Source organism: Vreelandella sp. EE27 (assembly GCF_968206495.1).
Genome location: NZ_OZ309109.1, coordinates 2,292,087 through 2,309,440 on the forward strand (window position 1 = coordinate 2,292,087; position 17,354 = coordinate 2,309,440).

Below are 17,354 nucleotides of genomic sequence, written 5' to 3' on the forward strand. Positions count from 1 at the left end.
ATGGAAACGCTCTACGCAATCACCACCGGCGTTCTCAGCGCCAGCGGGCTCTATCTAACGCTTAGAGGGCGTACCTTTCCCGTAGTGGTCGGCCTGACCCTTTTATCCTACGCGGTGAACCTGTTTTTGTTCTCGATGGGCGGGCTGACCTCCGATGGAGCCACCATCGTTCACGGTGAAGGCACCTATGCCGACCCGCTGCCCCAGGCACTGGTTCTCACCGCTATCGTGATCGGCTTTGCGATGACCGCGTTCGTGGTGATTTTGGCGATGCGCGCGCGCAGCGAGCTGGGTAACGACCAGGTAGACGGCAAGAAGGAAGACCGCGAATGATGCAACACCTTGTAGTTTTTCCCATCGTGGTGCCGTTGATCGCGGGCATTTTGATGCTTTATCAGCGTCAGGGGCTGGTGCGCTTCAAACGCGTGGTCAGCGTAGGCGCCACTGCGCTTCTGGTGGTGGTGGCCGCCGCCCTGGTCGGGCGTGTCTCCAGCGGCGAGATCCTCTACTACGCGCTGGGCGACTGGCAGCCGCCGTTTGGCATCGTGCTGGTGCTGGACCGCCTCTCTGCGCTGATGCTGCTGCTGACCTCCGTGCTCGCCCTGGGCGCGGTGGTGTTCGCCTGCGCCGGCGACGATGAAAAAGGCAGCAACTTCCACGGCCTGTTTCAGTGGCAGCTTTTGGGTATCAACGGCGCCTTTTTGACCGGCGACCTGTTCAACCTGTTCGTGTTTTTCGAGGTGCTGCTGCTGGCCTCCTACGCGCTGCTACTGCACGGCGGCGGCAAGGCGCGCATTCAGTCCGGGGTGTATTACGTCGTGCTGAACCTGGCGGGGTCGTCGCTTTTTTTGATTGCCGCGGGCATCCTTTATGGCGCCACCGGCACGCTGAACATGGCTGATATGGCGATTCGCGTCGCCGAGCTTCCCGCCGAGCGCCAGGGTATCGTGACCGCAGGGGCGCTGATGCTGCTGGTGGTATTTGGCCTGAAAGCCGCGATCTTGCCGCTCTACTTCTGGCTGCCCCGCGCCTACTCGGTAGCGCCGGCGCCGGTGGCGGCGCTGTTCGCCATCATGACCAAGGTGGGCATCTACGCCATTCTGCGCGTTTACCTCTTGGTATTCGGTGAAAGTGCCGGCGCGCTTGCCGCCCTGGAGCAGGCCTGGGTGTGGTGGCTCGGCCTTGCCACCCTCGTCGCATCGCTGGTGGGTATTATGGCCGCCCAGGATCTTCGCCTGCTCGTTTCGTATCTTGTGCTGCTGTCGGTGGGTACGCTTTTGGTCAGCGCAGGAATGCGCAGCGAAGCGGGGGTCTCGGCGCTACTTTACTACCTGATTCATACCACCCTGATCACCGGCGGGCTCTTTTTGCTGGCCGAGATGATTGGCATGCAGCGGGGCAAGGCCGGCACGCGGCTGGTGAAGGCACGCCCTTTGGTACAGGGCAAAGCGCTGGGGCTTTTGTTTCTTATCGGCGCGGTGGCCGTGGTCGGCGTGCCGCCGCTTTCCGGTGCCATTGGCAAGGCGCTGGTACTTAACGCCGCCGAAGGCGCCCAGCGCCTGTGGCTCTGGCCGACGTTGCTGATCGCGAGCCTGGCATCGCTGATCGCGCTTTCCCGCGCGGGCTCGACGCTTTTCTGGCGCAGCGCCCAGGGAAGCCCGAGTGGCGCTAAACTTTCCGGGTTTCAGTGGTTCGGTGTGGTGTGGCTATTGAGTGCGGCGCCGCTTTTGGTGGTATTCGCCCATCCGGTGAGCGTCTACACTCAAGCCACTGCCGAGCAGCTCGCCAACCCCGAACGTTTGACCGACACGCTTATTTCTGAATCGCGAGGCCGCTTATGATACCGCCGCGTAGATGGCTACCCACGCCGGTCTTATCACTTTTGCTGCTGTTCGTGTGGCTTTTGATGGCGCGCAGCTACGCCCCCGGGCAGATACTGCTGGGTGGCATACTGGCGATCATCATTCCGCTGGTGACCTACCGCTTTTGGGATACGCAGCTTCGCATCAAAAAGCCCTGGATGCTGGTGCGCTTCATCCTTCGCGTGCTCAAGGATATCGTGGTGGCCAACTTCGAAGTGGCGCGCCTGGTCATCAACCCCTGGAAGCGGCTCAAACCGCACTTCATCGAGTACCCGCTGATGCTGGAGGAGCGCTTCACCATCACATTGCTGGCCAGTACTATCAGCCTGACGCCGGGTACGGTGTCCGCCAACCTGCGCCTGGACGGCCAATCGCTTTTGATCCATGCGCTGGATGTCGAGGACGAGCAGGCGCTGATCGACCAGATTCGCGAGCGTTACGAGCGCCCTCTCAAGGAGATTTACGAATGTTGAGCGTGGCTTTATACCTCACCTCGACCCTGGTGGTCATCGCGCTTTTGCTGAACCTGTTCCGGCTGATCATCGGGCCGGACCTGCCCGATCGGGTGCTAGCGCTGGACACCATGTACGTCAATTCGATCGCGCTGATCGTGCTACTGGGGCTTTGGCTGGGCACCAAGACCTACTTCGAGTCGGCGCTTTTGATCGCCATGCTCGGTTTTATCAGCACGGTGGCGGTGTGCAAATACATTCTGCGCGGGGATATCATCGAATGAGCCTGTCAACGACTCACAAAGGAGCGCTTGCATGTCGTTTTTAGCCGAGGCGTTCGTCTCTGTTCTACTGCTTACCGGCGGCATTTTCGTGTTTATCGGCTCATTAGGCATGGCCCACCTGCGCGACTTTTATATGCGCCTGCACGGGCCTACCAAGGCCTCTACCCTGGGGATCGGCTGCATGCTGGTCGCCTCGATGGGCTATTTTTGGGGGACGGATGGCCATATCGATATTCAGGAAATGCTGATCACGCTGTTTTTGTTCATCACCGCGCCGGTCAGCGCCCACCTGCTCGCCAAGACGGGCCTGCACCTGCGCGTCAGGCACGCACAGAAAACCGGCGGCGTGCCCTTCGAGCTTCGCGACGAGGAAGTCGGCAAAAAGCCGGTGCCCCATCCGGACAAGGGCCACGGCTAAGCCTGATTCAGGCACAAAAAAAGCGGCGCTCGGCGCCGCTTTTTTTATAAGGCGTTTTAGCCCACCAGCTCCTCTTCCGAGTGACCCAGAAGATAAAGCAAACCATCGAGCCCGGCGGTGGTCAGCGCTTGGCGGGCCTGGGCACGCACCACGGGCTTGGCACGAAACGCCACGCCCATGCCGGCCTGGGCCAACATCTTAAGATCGTTGGCCCCGTCGCCCACCGCCACGGTTCGAGCAAGCGGCCACCCCTGGCGGCTGGCGATCTCGGTCAGCAGCGCAGCCTTGCGCTCGGCGTCCACGATCGGTTCTTGCGTAGCGCCGGTCACCTTGCCCGCCTCGACCACCAGCGCATTGGCATGCACCTCGTCAAAGCCCAAGGCGCGCTGCAGGTAGTCGGCAAAGTAGGTGAAGCCGCCGGAGAGAATCGCCGTGCGGTAGCCCAGTCGTTTGAGGTTGGTTATCAGCCGCTCGACACCCTGCATCAGCACAAGCTCATCGGCGATGCCTTGCAGCACCGACTCGTCAAGACCTTCGAGCTTGCTCATGCGCGCGCGAAAGCTCGCCTTGAAATCGAGCTCGCCCCGCATGGCGCGCTCGGTCACTTCCGCCACGGCTTCGCCCACGCCGTGGCGCTTGGCCAGCTCGTCGATCACCTCGGCCTGAATCAGGGTAGAGTCCATATCGAAGCAGACGAGCTTGAACGGCGCCTCGGGTTGAGTGTGAACGACGATATCCACCGGGTGGGCTTCACTCACCGCCAGCGCTGCCTCGCGAAACGCCTCCCACTGCGTGCTATCGCCCTCGACCAGGTACTCGAGCGCGTCCTGGCTATCGCCATGGGCGGTATCCGCCAGGCGCCTGGCGCTCTGCTCATGCAGACCGAACCGCTCTTTGAGCTCGGCCACTGCGGATTCGATGGCCGGCGTCAAACGCGGCGCCAATACGGTCAAAAGCTTCTCACTCGATGCCACGACTCACTCCCCTGCCTCTAAACGGTCTACCTTTTGAAACCCACGGGGAAGCTTACTGCCTCGCCGTCCGCGCTCGCCGCGGTAGTACGCCAAATCGCTCGCTTTCAACGTGAGCTTGCGCTTGCCGGCATGGATGACCAGCTCGGCGTTTTCGCCCACCACGGTGATGTCGCGCACGAACTCCTCGCGCCGCGCGGCCCGGGCGCCGGGGATATCGAGCATTTTGTTGCCCTTGCCTTTACTCATTTCCGGCAATTGTTCGAGCGGGAAGAGCAGCAGCCGCCCTTCGTTGGAAACCAGCGCCACCCAAAGCGCCTCGCCTTCCGGCACGGCGATGGGCGCCATGACGTTGCACCCCTTGGGCAGGCTGAGCACCGCCTTGCCGGCCTTGTTCTTGCCGGTCAAATCGTCCAGTTTAGCCATGAAACCGTAGCCGCCGTCGCTTGCCATCAGGTAGCGCTGGGTAGGCGGGGCAAGCATCATGCCGGCCATCTGGGCGCCGGCGGCGACGTTCGCCCGCCCGGTAATCGGCTCGCCCTGGCCTCTAGCGCTTGGCAGGTTGTGGGCGCTCAGGGTATAGGCGCGCCCGGTGTCGTCGATCAGTACCAGCGGCTGGTTGGTCTTGCCCCGGCTTGCCAGCTGGTAGCGGTCGCCGGCCTTGAACGAGAGCCCGGCGGGGTCGATGTCGTGGCCCTTGGCGGCGCGAATCCAGCCTTTTTCGGAGACCACCACGGTAATCGGGTCGGCGCCGAGTAGCTCGACTTCCGAAAGCGCCCTGGCCTCGCTTCGCTCGACCAGCGGCGAGCGGCGGGCGTCGCCGTGCTCCTTGCCGGCGGCGCGAATCTCGTTCTCGATCAGCGTGGTCAGCTTGGCTTCGCTGCCCAGCAGGCCTTGCAGGGTCTTGCGCTCTTTTTCGAGCTCTTCCTGCTCGCCGCGAATCTTCATCTCTTCGAGCTTGGCCAGGTGGCGCAGGCGAAGCTCCAGAATCGCCTCGGCCTGGCGCTCGGAAAGCGCAAAGGCCTCGATCAGGGCGGCCTTTGGCTCGTCCTCTTCGCGGATGATGCGAATCACTTCGTCGAGGTTGAGATATGCCGTCAGCAGGCCTTCGAGAATGTGCAGGCGGTCTTCCACCTTGCCCAGCCGGTGTTCCAGGCGCCGGCGCACCGTGGCGCGACGGAAAGTAAGCCACTCGGCCAGCATGTCCGGTAGCGCCATGACCCGCGGGCGGCCGTCCAGGCCGATCACGTTCATGTTCACGCGCACGTTCTTTTCGAGATCCGTGGTGGCGAACAGGTGCGCCATCAGGGATTCGACGTCTACGCGGCTCGAGCGCGGCTCGATCACCAGGCGCGTTGGCTCTTCGTGGGTCGACTCGTCGCGCAGGTCCGCCACCATGGGCAGTTTTTTGGCCTGCATTTGGGCGGCAATCTGCTCGAGCACCTTGGCGCCGCTCACTTGATACGGCACCGCGGTGATGACGATATTCGCCTCTTCGCGCACGTACCGGGCGCGAAGTTTGACCGAGCCGCGCCCGGACTCGTAGAGCTTACGCAGATCCGCCGCCGGGGTGATGATCTCGGCATCCGTCGGAAAGTCCGGCGCCGGGATGAATTCCATCAGGTCCGTGGTGGTGGCACCGGGGTTGCGTAGCAGATGGCAGGTGGCCTCGACGACTTCGCTCACGTTGTGCGGCGGAATATCGGTGGCCATGCCCACGGCAATGCCGGTACCACCGTTGAGCAGCACATGAGGCAGGCGCGCCGGCAGCACGACGGGTTCTTGCATGGTGCCATCGAAATTGGGCGCCCACTCGACGGTGCCCTGGCCAAGCTCGCCCAGCAGCATCTCGGCGAATTTGGAAAGCTTGGCCTCGGTGTAGCGCATGGCCGCAAAGGATTTGGGGTCGTCCGGGCTTCCCCAGTTGCCCTGGCCGTCCACCAGCGGGTAGCGGTAGCTAAAGGGCTGCGCCATGAGCACCATGGCTTCGTAACAGGCGCTGTCGCCATGCGGGTGGAATTTACCCAGTACATCGCCCACGGTACGCGCGGACTTCTTGTACTTGGCGTTGGCGTTCAACGCCAGTTCGCGCATGGCGTAGATGATGCGCCGCTGCACGGGCTTCATGCCGTCGCCGATGTTGGGCAGCGCGCGATCCAGAATCACGTACATCGAGTAGTCGAGGTACGCTTTTTCGGTGTAGTCGCGAAGGGACAGGCGCTCGACGTCGCCCTCCGCCACTTGAATATCCATGGTCATCGGGGGTTATACCTCAATGTCTGCGAGGTTGCCGTAATTTTCCAGCCACTGCTTGCGGTCGCCGGCGCGCTTCTTGGCCAACAGCATGTCCATCATTTCCATGGTGCCGTCGCCTTCACTGAGAGTGAGTTGGACCAGCCGGCGGGTTTCGACCGCCATGGTGGTCTCTCGAAGCTGCAGCGGGCTCATCTCACCCAGACCCTTGAAGCGCTGTACGTTCGGTGTGCCGCGCTTTTTGGCGAGCTGCTTGAGAATCGCCGCCTTCTCGCTTTCATCCAGGGCGTAGTGCACTTCCTTGCCCAGGTCGATGCGATAAAGCGGCGGCATGGCCACGAACACGTGACCGGCGTCCACCAGTGACGGGAAATGGCGCACGAACAGCGCACACAAGAGCGTGGCGATGTGCAGGCCGTCCGAGTCGGCGTCGGCGAGAATACAAATCTTGTGATAACGAAGCTTCTCGAGATCGGCGCTTCCCGGGTCGGCGCCGATCGCCACGGCGATATCGTGCACCTCCTGGGAGCCGTAGATATCGTGGGTTTCCACCTCCCAGGTGTTCAGAATCTTACCGCGCAGGGGCAAGATTGCCTGGGTTTCGCGGTTACGCGCCTGCTTGGCGCTGCCGCCGGCGGAATCCCCCTCGACCAGGAAAAGCTCGCTTTGCGAGGGGTCCTGGCCGGAGCAGTCGGCAAGCTTGCCGGGCAAAGCCGGCCCGGAGGTGACCTTCTTGCGCGCGACCTTCTTGGCCTTTTTCTGGCGGCTTTGCGCGGCGCTGATCACCAGCTCCGCGAGCTGCTCGGCCTGATCCACGTGGTGGTTCAGCCATAGCGAGAAGGCGTCCTTCACCACGTTGGAGACGAACGCCGCAATGGTGCGCGAAGAGAGGCGCTCCTTGGTTTGCCCGGCGAACTGCGGGTCGAGCATCTTCACCGAGAGCACGAAGGAGGCACGCTCCCAAAGATCATCAGCGGTGAGCTTGATGCCCCGGGGCAGCAGGCTTCGGTATTCGCAAAATTCGCGCAGCGCGTCCAAAAGCCCGGAGCGAAAGCCGTTGACGTGGGTGCCGCCCTGGGGCGTGGGAATCAGGTTGACGTAGCTTTCCAAGAGCGCCTCGCCGCCTTCCGGCAGCCACTGGATCGCCCAGTCGACGCCGTGCTCGTCGTCGCTGAAGTGGCCGATGAAAGGCTCGGCGGGTAGTACCTCGTAGCCGTCAGTGGCCTGGGCGAGGTAATCACGCAGGCCGTCCGCGTAGGCCCACTCGGTTTGGGTGCCGTCGGGCTCGACCAGGTTAACCTTGAGCCCCGGGCAGAGCACCGCTTTGGCGCGCAAAAGGTGTTTTAGCCGGCCCACCGCGAGTTTCGGGCTATCGAAGTAGCTCTCATCCGGCCAGAAGCGCACCAGCGTACCGGTGGCCCGCTTGGCCGCCTTGCCGATCTCGTGAAGCTCGTCGGCCTTTTCGCCGTGTTCGAAAGCGATCGCGTGACGCAAGCCGTCGCGGGTGACTTCGACCTCCAAACGACGTGAAAGCGCGTTGACCACCGACACCCCGACTCCGTGCAACCCGCCGGAGAAGCGGTAGCTCGACGCCGAGAACTTACCGCCGGCGTGCAGTTTGGTCAGAATCAGCTCGACGCCGGACACGCCGTGTTCCGGGTGAATATCGATCGGCATGCCACGGCCGTTATCCATGACTTCGATCGCGCCGTCATCGAACAAAACGACATTGATGGCCGTGGCGTGGCCGGCCAGCGCCTCGTCGACGCTGTTATCGATGACCTCCTGAACCAGATGGTTGGGCCGGGAGGTGTCGGTGTACATACCGGGACGCTTACGCACCGGCTCGAGCCCGGACAGGACCTCGATAGAACTCGCGCCGTACTGGGAGGCATCAAACTGGGTCATGTAACGTCGATTCCTGAGAAACAGTGCTAAGGCCGCGCCCAGGTGAACGGGCGCGGCGAAAAAAGGCACAGCATAGCGTAAAAGCAAACTACTGTATATCCAGCCATATCTAGCGCGGCGTTAAAGCCGGCGGCGAGTAATCACACACCCGTGGGCGTTTACTCCCCGCCCTGCTCTGCCGCCCAAAAGGCCTTGATGAGCCCCTGGCTTGAGGCGTCCAGGCGGCTAACATCGCCCTTGCCTTCCATGGTCGCCAGGGTGTCCTTGGCGATCTCCTTGCCAAGCTCTACCCCCCACTGGTCGAACGGGTTGATGTCCCAAATCACCGCTTGAACGAACACCTTGTGCTCGTAAAGCGCGATCAGCGCGCCCAGGGTTTTGGGCGTCAGCTCGTCCATCAACACCGTGGTGGAGGGCTGATTCCCCCGGTAGCGCTTGTGCGCCGGGGGGGTGCCGTCTTCGTCGACGGCGTCGTCACCCAGCATCAACACCCGCGACTGCGCGAAGCAGTTGGCCAGCGACAGGCGGTGCTGCGCCTTGAGCAGGCGCTTCGTGTCCGGGTCTTCGACCTCGTCGTAGCGCTTGAGCGGGGCGATAAAGTCGCACACCACCGGCTGAGTGCCTTGGTGCAAGAGCTGGTAAAACGCGTGCTGGGCGTTCGGCCCAAGCTGGCCCCAAAGGACCGGGCAGGTGGAGTAGTTCACACTTTCGCCCTGGCGCGTGACGGACTTGCCGTTGGATTCCATCTCGAGCTGCTCGAGATAGGCGGCGAAGTACTCAAGACGCCCGTCATAAGGCAGAATCGAGTGGGCGCGAATATCCAGAAAGTTGACGTTCCAGATGCCGGCCAGCCCCAGCATGACCGGCAGGTTTTGCTCGAGCGGCGCGTCGCGAAAATGACGATCCATCTCGTGGGCGCCGGCCAGCAGCGCGCGAAAGTTTTCCATCCCGACGATCAACGCAATAGGAAGCCCGATCGTGCCCCAGAGCGAATAGCGCCCGCCGACCCACTCCCAAAACATCAACTGGTGATCCGCCGCGATCCCCCACTCGCACATCTTCTCCGGGCTTGCCGAGACGCCGATGAAGTGTTGGCGAACGATCAATTCAGCGCTCAAGGGCTTGGCGCCGATCATTTCATCGTGTTCGGCCAAACGGCCCAGCAGCCAGTCCCTGGCGGTGTTGGCATTGGAAAGCGTGTCGATGGTGGTGAACGACTTCGACGACAAAATGAACAGCGTGGTTTCCGGATTGAAGCGGGCGAGATAATCCGCCAACTGCGAGCCATCCATGGTCGAGGCAAAGTGAACCTCGACCGGGTGAATGTCATCGGGCCGGTAGTCGGCTAGCGCGTGGGTGACCATCAGCGGGCCCAAATCCGAGCCGCCTACTCCCAAGTTGACCACGTGACGAATCGGTTTGCCGGTCGCGCCCCGCCACTGGCCCGCGTGTAGCCTTGACACCAGCCGCTCCATCGCATCGAGGCTTTCGTGCACGGCGGTGACGACGTTGTCGCCCTCGACCTCAAGCGTGGCATCCGCGGGCAAACGCAGCGCGGTGTGCAGCGCCGGGCGGTTTTCGCTGGTATTGACCCGTTTGCCGCTTAAAAGCGCGTCGATCGCGCCGGGCACGCCCGCCTCGTCCGCCAGCGCCAAAAGGTGCTCCAGGGTGTCGTCGTCCCAGCGCTGCTTGGAGAGATCCAGCGTTAGCCCGTTGACCTCACGGGTGAACGTTCGAGAGCGGCTCGCCTCGCCAAAAAGATCCTTCAAGTGCACGTTTTCGAGCGCTCGAGCATGGCGGGTCAGCGCTTGCCACGCGGGTAGCGTGTCGGGAGTGTCGTGTTTTGCCAAAGCCGTTTCCCTCTTTTTGGCGGGTATCCTAAAGCCTGGGACTGTTGTGTTGTGCCGGGGCCGCGTAAACTACGCCCCCTCCACTTTTTAGCCTGGCTTGCCCATGAGTAACGCATCTTACCGTGACGCTATCTTTTCGACACCCCTTGACCGCGTAGCGCGCTTCTCTTTCGACGAGCAGGTAGTCGCGTGCTTCCCCGACATGATCCGCCGATCAGTGCCGGGGTACGGCCAGATTTTGGGCATGTTGAGCCTGATTGCACAGCGCCACCTGCGCCACGGCGCCCACGTGTACGACCTGGGCTGCTCGCTGGGCGCCTCGGGCCTGGCGTTGGCCGGCGCACTTCCCGCGGATGCGTTTCGCTATACCGGGGTCGATGTCTCCCCGGCCATGGCCGAGAAAGCCCGCCAGACGTTTCTGAACGAATGCCCCGACCACGCCATGACGGTGATCGAAGACGATATTCGAACACTGGAGTATGCACCTTCGGGCATGATCATTTTGAACTTCACGCTGCAGTTTTTACCCCCGGCGGACCGCGATGCGCTGCTCGCCCGCCTTTATGCCGCACTGGAGCCCGGCGGCGTTTTGATTCTCTCGGAAAAAACCGTCGACCCGGACGAGCGTGACAACGCCTGGCGAGTCGAGCGCTACCATGATTTCAAGCGCGCCAACGGCTACAGTGATATGGAAATCAGCCAAAAGCGCACCGCCCTCGAGAACGTGCTGATTCCGGACTCCCTGGACGTGCTCCATCAGCGCCTGCAAACCGCCGGCTTTCCCAGGTCGATGACCTGGTTTCAATATCTGAATTTCGCCTCATTGATCGCGTTCAAGGAGGCTTGAGGTGCCATTACCCGAGGATCACCGAGCACTCTACCAGGCGTTTCTGGATCAGGCGGCGCTGGACGACGCGCTGCTTCCCTGGCTTGCCCGCCTGCCCGAACAGCTCGCCCAGGGGCTCGATAAAAAGCGCCACGGCGACCTTTCCGCCTGGGAAAAAGCGGTCAAGAAGCTGCCGCAGTTGCCCGAGCCGCGCGAGGTATCGCTGACGAGCGACACGGTCACCGTGGACATGGCACTGGATGAGAGCCAGAGGCGCCAGTGCTTCAACCTGCTCAAAAAGCTCGCGCCCTGGCGCAAGGGGCCGTTCAATCTGGGCGGCATCGAGATCGACACCGAATGGCGCTCGGACTGGAAGTGGCAGCGCGTGGCGCCGCACCTGGCGCCCTTGAAGTATCGCAAGGTGCTGGACGTAGGCGGCAGCAGCGGCTACCACGCCTGGCGGATGGCCGGTCTTGGCGCCGCGTTCGTGCTGGTGATCGACCCCTCGCCGCGGTTTTATTGGCAGTTTCAGGCGGTGCGCCATTTCGTCGGCGACGCCGATCATCAGCGCACCCACTTTCTACCGGTGGGCATCGAGGACGTGCCGGAGAACCTGGCCTTTTTCGATACCGTCTTCTCCATGGGCGTGCTCTACCACCGGGTTTCCCCTTTCGAGCACCTGAATCAGTTGAAAGCAGCCTTGGCCCCGGGCGGCGAGCTGGTACTGGAAACCCTGGTGGTCGAAGGCGACGAGCAAACGGTGTTCGTACCCGGCGAGCGCTACGCCGCGATGCCCAACGTCTACTTCCTGCCCTCCTCCAAAGCGCTCTGCCACTGGCTAGAGCGTTGCGGCTTCACCAACGTGCGCGTGGTAGACGAAGCGGTTACGACGCTGGAAGAGCAGCGCAGCACGGCGTGGATGACCTACCAGTCGCTTTCAGATTTCCTCGACCCCGATGATCGTAGTCGCACTATTGAAGGCTACCCCGCGCCGCGGCGCGCGGTAGTAATCGCTAACAAAGCCGGCTAAAGGCTCAACCAGTGCCTCGCTTCAAGGAAGAGCGAGGCACGGGGGCTTGGGGCGCTCTTTCTAAAAGCTCAGAATTCGGCGAAGGCGGTTGTATTAGCAGACGCGAGATAATGACGTAGTTTCTGACGCTGAAGCGTCTTTATCATGGGCAGGTTCAGTAGGCTTGCCGGCGCCGTGACCAGCATGCCAACGCCCATCATGATCATTCCCGTTAAAGCTCCCCCTTTTGACTGGCCAGGCTCGAGATTACGCGACAGAGTGTAAAGGCCCGCCAGGCTCGTACCGACCGCGGCAAGCAAGACAGGATAAATATACATAGCCTGGTTATCGAAGCTATAAAGCAGCCCTCCCCCCAATACCAGCAAAACATACAGCGCCACCCATACCATGGGCGTATCAAAAGAAACCTCTTCCTGATCGAAGCCACGGCTTTTCAAGAAGGCCGCGAGGGGTATAGTCAGCTTTCCCGCTTTATCGAAGTGGACAACTGTAGTGGCATAGTGAATTCGGCCACCTAATTAGAGGTGCTAATATGCACCAAGACATCATTAGGTGGCAGCATGGCAACAAGACCAAAACGTAACTTTAGCCCTGAATTTCGACTCGAAGCAGCACAGCTAGTCGTCGATCAACATTACACGGTTCGTGAAGCGGCTGAAGCCATGAATGTGGGGTATTCGAGCATGGATAAATGGGTACGTCAGTTACGCCAGGAGCGTGATGACCAAAGCCCTAAAGCAACGCCCATGACAGCCGATCAGCTCAGGATTCGCGAGCTTGAAAAGCGCATCCGTGACATTGAGATGGAAAAAGACATCCTAAAAAAGGCTACCGCTCTCTTGATGTCGGACTCCCTGAACACTTCTCGCTAATCGAGAAACTCAAGACGAGCTACCCGGTAAAAAAGCTGTGTGACGTGTTTGGCGTGCATCGCAGCAGCTTTAAATACTGGAGACAACGTTCAAAAGACCTGTGTGTGCCACGAAGACCAAGGAAATAGCCAAGGTCAGAGAGCTATTTCGCGAGAGCGAAGGCTCTGCAGGGGCGCGCAGCATCGCAGAGATGGCGACAAGGCAGGATGTGCCGTTAAGTCGCTATCGCGCTGGCCGCCTGATGGAAAAGCTTGGCCTGATTAGCTGCCAAGTGTCTGGGCACACCTACAAGAAAACAGGTGATGAACATGTTGAGGTACCGAACCACTTAGCGCATCAGTTTAACGTTGAGGTGCCCAACCGCGTTCGGTGTGGCGACGTCACATATATCTGGACTGGCAAACGCTGGGCTTATCTAGCCGTTGTCATGGACTTATTTGCCAGGAAAACGATTGGCTGGTCGATGTCGTTGTCGCCCGATAGCGAACTCACCAGCAGCGCATTGAAAATGGCTTATGAGAGCCGTGGGCGGCCAAAAGGGGTTATGTTCCACAGCGACCAGGGCAGTCATTACAAGAGCCGTAAGTTCCGTCAGACACTTTGGAAATGCCAGGTAAAACAAAGCCTGAGTCGACGTGGTAATTGCTGGGATAATGCGCCAATGGAGCGTTTCTTCAGGAGCTTAAAGGTTGAATGGGTGCCAACGTATGGCTATCGATCATTCTTGCAGGGGCAGCATCATATCGTGAACTGTTTAATCGGGTATTACAGCCAGCTTAGGCCTCACCAGCATAACGGTGGTATGAGTCCGAACCAGGTAGAGAAAAAGTACTGGGTTAACTATAAAGCGGTGGCCAGTTTTACTTGACCACTACATGCCCTCACTTTCCAGCATGAAAAATAGTAATATCGTCTATCGCATCTTCAACCCTTCCTTTCAACTCGGCATCGTTCAGCAATGGCTCCAGAGCGCGAAGCAATTCACTTTTATTCCCTCCTCCCAATCTGGCAATGTGACCAATGCAAGCTATGGCGGCACCTCGGACTTCTGGATCTGGATGTTGAAGACAAAAAACACAGTTCTCTAAATACCATTCGCGATCATCGATATGGTGCACACCCCTAACCAAAGCGTCACATAAATCCGAACTGTTTCCTTGGTTAAGCAACCTAGAAAATTCTTGTTTATCTATTTTCTTTATCTCTTCATATATATTCATCTTTCACTCCTTGGCACGATCCTTCCCCTGTTATTAACAACCCCGGCCCGCCTCAGTGCATTTTTCATCTGTGTTGTAAGATCATCCCAACTCCTGACATGCCCATGAAAAACCCCCTTCATAAGTTTGATCGAAAACAACTATTTCTCCTGCGACCTCATCCACACCTACTCGACGAGGAGAGGTTTCTTTCACCTGAACTGAAGAGTCAAGCACATCTTGCCCATTTGCTGAGGCTCTACTCTTAACGGAATTATCAAAACGTCCATGATAAGGAGCTGACTGATACTCTCTGTCACTTCCCTCACTATACACCGCCCCGCCAATCATATCTGTGCCGGCAGGCTGATACCCCCCCAATCATATTGTCACCTTGCAACGGCTCAGCAATGGGGTGTTCACTGCGACAGCCACCCGGCTGAAGGCTTGGTCGCTCAGTGGTCCAGCCATGCTGGTCAACGATAGGCGTGTCATAACGCCCCGGGCGGTCGGTAGGCGTATCAGGGCGGCCCTCGCGGTCAATAGGGTTGTTATCGTCTTCCAGGCGATCAGTAGGCGAAAATACGGTTCCCGTGTACCAGGGGCCTGCTTTCGTTCCGTTGCCCATTCGTGCGGGCCACATGCCTGAAATAAATGCCCCCACCGGGTTTAGGTAGGGTATTCGTCCGCCAAGAGCAGCGGCACGGCCCGCTACCGCTGAGCCCCCAGCCGCACTTGTTGCTGCAGCCGCTCCTGCCAAACCCAACGGATCCACCATCCCCGTCGGGTTAGTCACGTAGCCGTACAGGTTCGTGCCTCCCTTGAGCCCTATCGGGTCCTGGCTGATGTACCTTCCCTGTTGCGGGTCGTAATAGCGATGGCGGTTGTAGTAAAGCCCGCTCTCTTCGTCGTGCCATTGGCCCTGGAACCGGATTGACTGGGTGACGTTGCGCACGGCGCGTTGATTTTTGACGGCTGCCCAGTCATCAGGTTCGGCGAACCAGCGGAGTTGGCCGTTGGGGGTGATCAACTGCATCGGTGTGCCCAGGGCATCGGTGATATAGGCGCTGACTAATTGGCCTTCCTGGGTGTCATCAATGCGCAGCATGGGTACGAAGCTGCCCGGCTCATAGACGATGGTCGAGTGCTGGTTGTCACTTTCTTCCCGCACGATGCGGTCGCCGTCCCAGCCGTAGTGGATGGTGGCGGTGGTGCCGTTTTCGTGGCGCACGGTTTTGCTGATGCGGCGACCCAGGCCGTCGTAGCGGTAGGTGGCATCGACCGTACGGCCCCGCTCGCTTGCGCGGGTGAGCTGGACCAGCCGATTGGCACCATCAAAACCGAGTGTCAGGCAGTCGCCGTTGGCGGCCTGCCTTTCGATCATGTTGCCTGCGCCGTCGAAGCGGTGGCGGGCACCGTCCAGGTGGTCGAGGCGGTTGTCGGTGATGGCCCGTTGGCCGTCCAGGCGGTTACCGGCGGCATCGAGGGCGTAGCGGTGGGCCTGGTCGCCGTGCTGGCTGCCGGTCAGGCGGCCGGCGGCATCAAAACTGTACGCAATAACGCTGGAGGCCTGATCACTCTGCACGCTTCTGAAACTCATCCGGCCCAGGGCGTCGTACTGGTACTGCTGCCCGCCGCCGTTCTGCGCGCCGCGCAGCGTAAGGTGATCGAGCTGGCCGAGGTTCGTGTAGCCGCGCTCCAGAATCAGGGGCTGTACCTGGTCACCCGCTGCCAGGGTCAGGCGGCGCCGGGTCTCCCGGTGCAGGACGTCCGGCTCCAGGTCGATCTCCAGGTTCAGCCCCGGGGCGCTCAACCCGTGCAGGTGCCCGCTGCCGTAGGTGTGCCAGTTGAGCGCGGGTAGCTCGCCGAACTGGCTCGCTTGCGGGGCGCCGTTGGCGGTGAGTGTGTGCTGCTGCTGCCACTGCCAGCCGCTACCGCCTTCGATACCGGCGTGGCGCTGTTGCTCGCCGACCAGCCGCTGGGCGTCATCATATTGAAACGCGACGTCGCCGTGCTCGTTGGTGACGCTCATGAGCTGGCCGTTGGCGCCCCAGCGGTACTGCTCCTGGCTTGCCGGGGCGTGCTCGGTGGCGGGTAAATGGCGCGCCGCGAGGCGTCCGGCAGCGTCGTACTCATAGCGCGTGGCAAGCGGCTGGCCGTCCGGGCCGGGGCGGCTGGCTTCGATGCGCTCGACCAGTTGGCCCGCCTCATCGTAGCGGTACTGCTGTTCGCGGCCGTCCGGGCCGGTCTCGCTGGCCAGGCGGTCCATGTCGTCGTAGGCGAAGCGGTAGACCGCGCCGTTGCCCAGGGTCAGCTCACTCAGGCGGCCCACGTCGTCGAAGGCGGTGAACTGCTGGCTGCCGTCGGCTTCAGTGCGCTGGGCCGGGCGGCCGTGTTCGTCGAAGAAGAACTGCTGGCGGAAACCCTGGGGGCCTTCCACTTCGACCAGCCGCCCTTGCGGATCAAAATGCTGGTGCCAGTAAAGGCCGTTGGACAGTTGGGTGGCGGTGCGCCGGCCCAGCTCGTCGTGCTGGGTGCGCGTGGTCCCTCCCTGGGCGTTGGTGGCACTGGCCAGATACCCGCGGCGATCGTACTCAAACTCGGTGCGCTGCTCGGAGCAGTCGATCTCGGCGGTGACCAGGCCCTGGGCGTTCCACTCGCGCTGATGGGTAGCGCCCACCGGGTCGGCGACCGTGGTAGCGCGGTCGGGCAGGCGCTCGTCGTCGTAAGCAAACGCCGTGGTGCCTGTCGGCCCCGCCACTTCCACCGGCTGACCACGTTCGTTACGAGTGATCTGCCAGTGCTGGCTCTCCGGCCCTTCTATGCTCACCGTGTCGCCCAACGCATCGCGCTCGATGCGCCAGCGCTGGCCGTCCGGTGTTACCTGGCCGATGACCTGGCCACTTTCGTTACGCTCGATCCTTGTTTCCCGGCCCAGTGGGTCGACCGTGGCAATTTTTTGCCCGGCGCGGTCATAGCGAAATTCGATACGCGAGCCGTTGGCGCGGGTGTGCGCCGTCCAGCGCTTGCCGGGGCCGCTGCCCACGAAGTGGTAACGCTCTTCGCGGCCCAGGTGGTCGGTGACCTGGGTGTGATCGACGTGATACTCAAAGCGCCGCGCCAGGCCGCCGGCTTCCTGCTGACCTATTACGCGGCCGTCCGGCGCATGGCGGTCCCAGGTGTAGTGGGCTTCCAACCCGCCGGGCACCCGGTGGGCGGTCAGCATGTGATCCTGCCACTCGAACTCACTCACCACCTCGCCGTGGCGCTGGCGCTGGCGCTGGCGCTGGCGCGCATTGTGGGCTGTTGAACCGGGTAGCGCGCCATGGATTTTCAAACCGCATGGCGTTGCTCGTGCTTACTGCGAACCATTAGCTCATGGCAGTATCATTAAAGCAGATATCGCTATCACGCAGCCTTTCACACGTA

General features: G+C 61.1%; 14 protein-coding genes and 1 pseudogene. 8 read left to right on the forward strand and 7 right to left on the reverse strand.

Annotated elements, in window-relative coordinates; translation table 11 throughout:
• From ACWHVV_RS10990 to ACWHVV_RS11010, 5 genes are read left to right on the forward strand one after another with little or no spacing between them, the layout of a single operon-like run.
• Complete coding sequence (locus ACWHVV_RS10990; RefSeq protein ID WP_447529116.1) at window positions 1-333, forward strand: Na+/H+ antiporter subunit C; 333 nt, start codon at window positions 1-3, stop codon at window positions 331-333.
• Window positions 330-1,841, forward strand: a complete 1,512-nt coding sequence (locus tag ACWHVV_RS10995) for a monovalent cation/H+ antiporter subunit D (RefSeq protein WP_447926276.1) — start codon at window positions 330-332, stop codon at window positions 1,839-1,841. The genes ACWHVV_RS10990 and ACWHVV_RS10995 overlap by 4 nt, the downstream gene beginning before the upstream one ends.
• Entirely contained in the window at window positions 1,838-2,335 is a 498-nt protein-coding gene (locus tag ACWHVV_RS11000) for a Na+/H+ antiporter subunit E (RefSeq protein WP_447926277.1), read from the forward strand. The genes ACWHVV_RS10995 and ACWHVV_RS11000 overlap by 4 nt, the downstream gene beginning before the upstream one ends.
• Complete coding sequence (locus tag ACWHVV_RS11005) at window positions 2,329-2,598, forward strand: K+/H+ antiporter subunit F (protein ID WP_447529119.1); 270 nt, start codon at window positions 2,329-2,331, stop codon at window positions 2,596-2,598. Before ACWHVV_RS11000 ends, ACWHVV_RS11005 begins: the two co-directional genes overlap by 7 nt.
• Before the next feature lie 31 nt (window positions 2,599-2,629).
• Window positions 2,630-3,016, forward strand: a complete 387-nt coding sequence (locus tag ACWHVV_RS11010; RefSeq protein ID WP_447529120.1) for a Na+/H+ antiporter subunit G — start codon at window positions 2,630-2,632, stop codon at window positions 3,014-3,016.
• 56 nt (window positions 3,017-3,072) lie between these two features.
• On the opposite strand, the gene serB is transcribed toward ACWHVV_RS11010, so the two are convergent.
• The 4 genes from serB to pgi all read right to left on the reverse strand — a co-directional run bounded on the left by serB (window position 3,073) and on the right by pgi (window position 9,998).
• A complete protein-coding gene (gene serB, locus ACWHVV_RS11015) occupies window positions 3,073-3,990 on the reverse strand; it encodes a phosphoserine phosphatase SerB (protein ID WP_447926278.1) in 918 nt (305 codons plus the stop codon).
• A gap of 3 nt (window positions 3,991-3,993) precedes the next feature.
• Window positions 3,994-6,246, reverse strand: coding sequence for a DNA topoisomerase IV subunit A (gene parC / locus ACWHVV_RS11020; protein WP_447926279.1), 2,253 nt, complete (start codon window positions 6,244-6,246; stop codon window positions 3,994-3,996).
• A 6-nt stretch (window positions 6,247-6,252) separates the two neighbouring features.
• Window positions 6,253-8,148 (reverse strand): DNA topoisomerase IV subunit B, encoded by a 1,896-nt coding sequence (gene parE / locus ACWHVV_RS11025; RefSeq protein WP_447926280.1) that lies wholly within the window; start codon window positions 8,146-8,148, stop codon window positions 6,253-6,255.
• Between the two features lie 158 nt (window positions 8,149-8,306).
• Complete coding sequence (gene pgi / locus ACWHVV_RS11030; protein ID WP_447926281.1) at window positions 8,307-9,998, reverse strand: glucose-6-phosphate isomerase; 1,692 nt, start codon at window positions 9,996-9,998, stop codon at window positions 8,307-8,309.
• 103 nt (window positions 9,999-10,101) lie between these two features.
• On the opposite strand from pgi, the gene cmoA reads away from it, so the two are divergent.
• Together cmoA and cmoB are read left to right on the forward strand one after the other, a co-directional pair.
• Complete coding sequence (cmoA, locus tag ACWHVV_RS11035; RefSeq protein ID WP_447926282.1) at window positions 10,102-10,845, forward strand: carboxy-S-adenosyl-L-methionine synthase CmoA; 744 nt, start codon at window positions 10,102-10,104, stop codon at window positions 10,843-10,845.
• 1 nt (window position 10,846) lies between these two features.
• Window positions 10,847-11,854, forward strand: a complete 1,008-nt coding sequence (gene cmoB, locus ACWHVV_RS11040; protein WP_447926283.1) for a tRNA 5-methoxyuridine(34)/uridine 5-oxyacetic acid(34) synthase CmoB — start codon at window positions 10,847-10,849, stop codon at window positions 11,852-11,854.
• Window positions 11,855-11,922: 68 nt separating this feature from the next.
• On the opposite strand, the gene ACWHVV_RS11045 is transcribed toward cmoB, so the two are convergent.
• Entirely contained in the window at window positions 11,923-12,291 is a 369-nt protein-coding gene (locus ACWHVV_RS11045) for a hypothetical protein (RefSeq protein ID WP_447926284.1), read from the reverse strand.
• 123 nt (window positions 12,292-12,414) lie between these two features.
• Here ACWHVV_RS11045 and ACWHVV_RS11050 point away from each other — a divergent pair.
• Window positions 12,415-13,591, forward strand: a pseudogene (locus tag ACWHVV_RS11050) (transposase); the annotation flags it as partial.
• Window positions 13,592-13,607: 16 nt separating this feature from the next.
• Here ACWHVV_RS11050 and ACWHVV_RS11055 read toward each other — a convergent pair.
• On the reverse strand, window positions 13,608-13,946 hold the full coding sequence (locus ACWHVV_RS11055; protein WP_447926285.1) for a hypothetical protein: 339 nt from the start codon (window positions 13,944-13,946) through the stop codon (window positions 13,608-13,610).
• A 307-nt stretch (window positions 13,947-14,253) separates the two neighbouring features.
• Window positions 14,254-17,262 carry an RHS repeat-associated core domain-containing protein gene (locus ACWHVV_RS11060; RefSeq protein ID WP_447926286.1) on the reverse strand — a complete coding sequence of 1,003 codons (3,009 nt, stop codon included), beginning with the start codon at window positions 17,260-17,262 and terminating at the stop codon, window positions 14,254-14,256.
• Window positions 17,263-17,354 lie beyond the last annotated feature (92 nt).

What these genes read in the sequence shown, in the direction of transcription:
- ACWHVV_RS10990 (WP_447529116.1), top strand. Translation starts at nt 1, where the DNA reads ATGGAAACGCTCTACGCAATCACCACCGGCGTTCTCAGCGCCAGCGGG.
- ACWHVV_RS10995 (WP_447926276.1), top strand. Translation starts at nt 330, where the DNA reads ATGATGCAACACCTTGTAGTTTTTCCCATCGTGGTGCCGTTGATCGCG.
- ACWHVV_RS11000 (WP_447926277.1), top strand. Translation starts at nt 1,838, where the DNA reads ATGATACCGCCGCGTAGATGGCTACCCACGCCGGTCTTATCACTTTTG.
- ACWHVV_RS11005 (WP_447529119.1), top strand. Translation starts at nt 2,329, where the DNA reads ATGTTGAGCGTGGCTTTATACCTCACCTCGACCCTGGTGGTCATCGCG.
- ACWHVV_RS11010 (WP_447529120.1), top strand. Translation starts at nt 2,630, where the DNA reads ATGTCGTTTTTAGCCGAGGCGTTCGTCTCTGTTCTACTGCTTACCGGC.
- parC (WP_447926279.1), bottom strand. Translation starts at nt 6,246, where the DNA reads ATGACCATGGATATTCAAGTGGCGGAGGGCGACGTCGAGCGCCTGTCC.
- parE (WP_447926280.1), bottom strand. Translation starts at nt 8,148, where the DNA reads ATGACCCAGTTTGATGCCTCCCAGTACGGCGCGAGTTCTATCGAGGTC.
- cmoA (WP_447926282.1), top strand. Translation starts at nt 10,102, where the DNA reads ATGAGTAACGCATCTTACCGTGACGCTATCTTTTCGACACCCCTTGAC.
- ACWHVV_RS11055 (WP_447926285.1), bottom strand. Translation starts at nt 13,946, where the DNA reads ATGAATATATATGAAGAGATAAAGAAAATAGATAAACAAGAATTTTCT.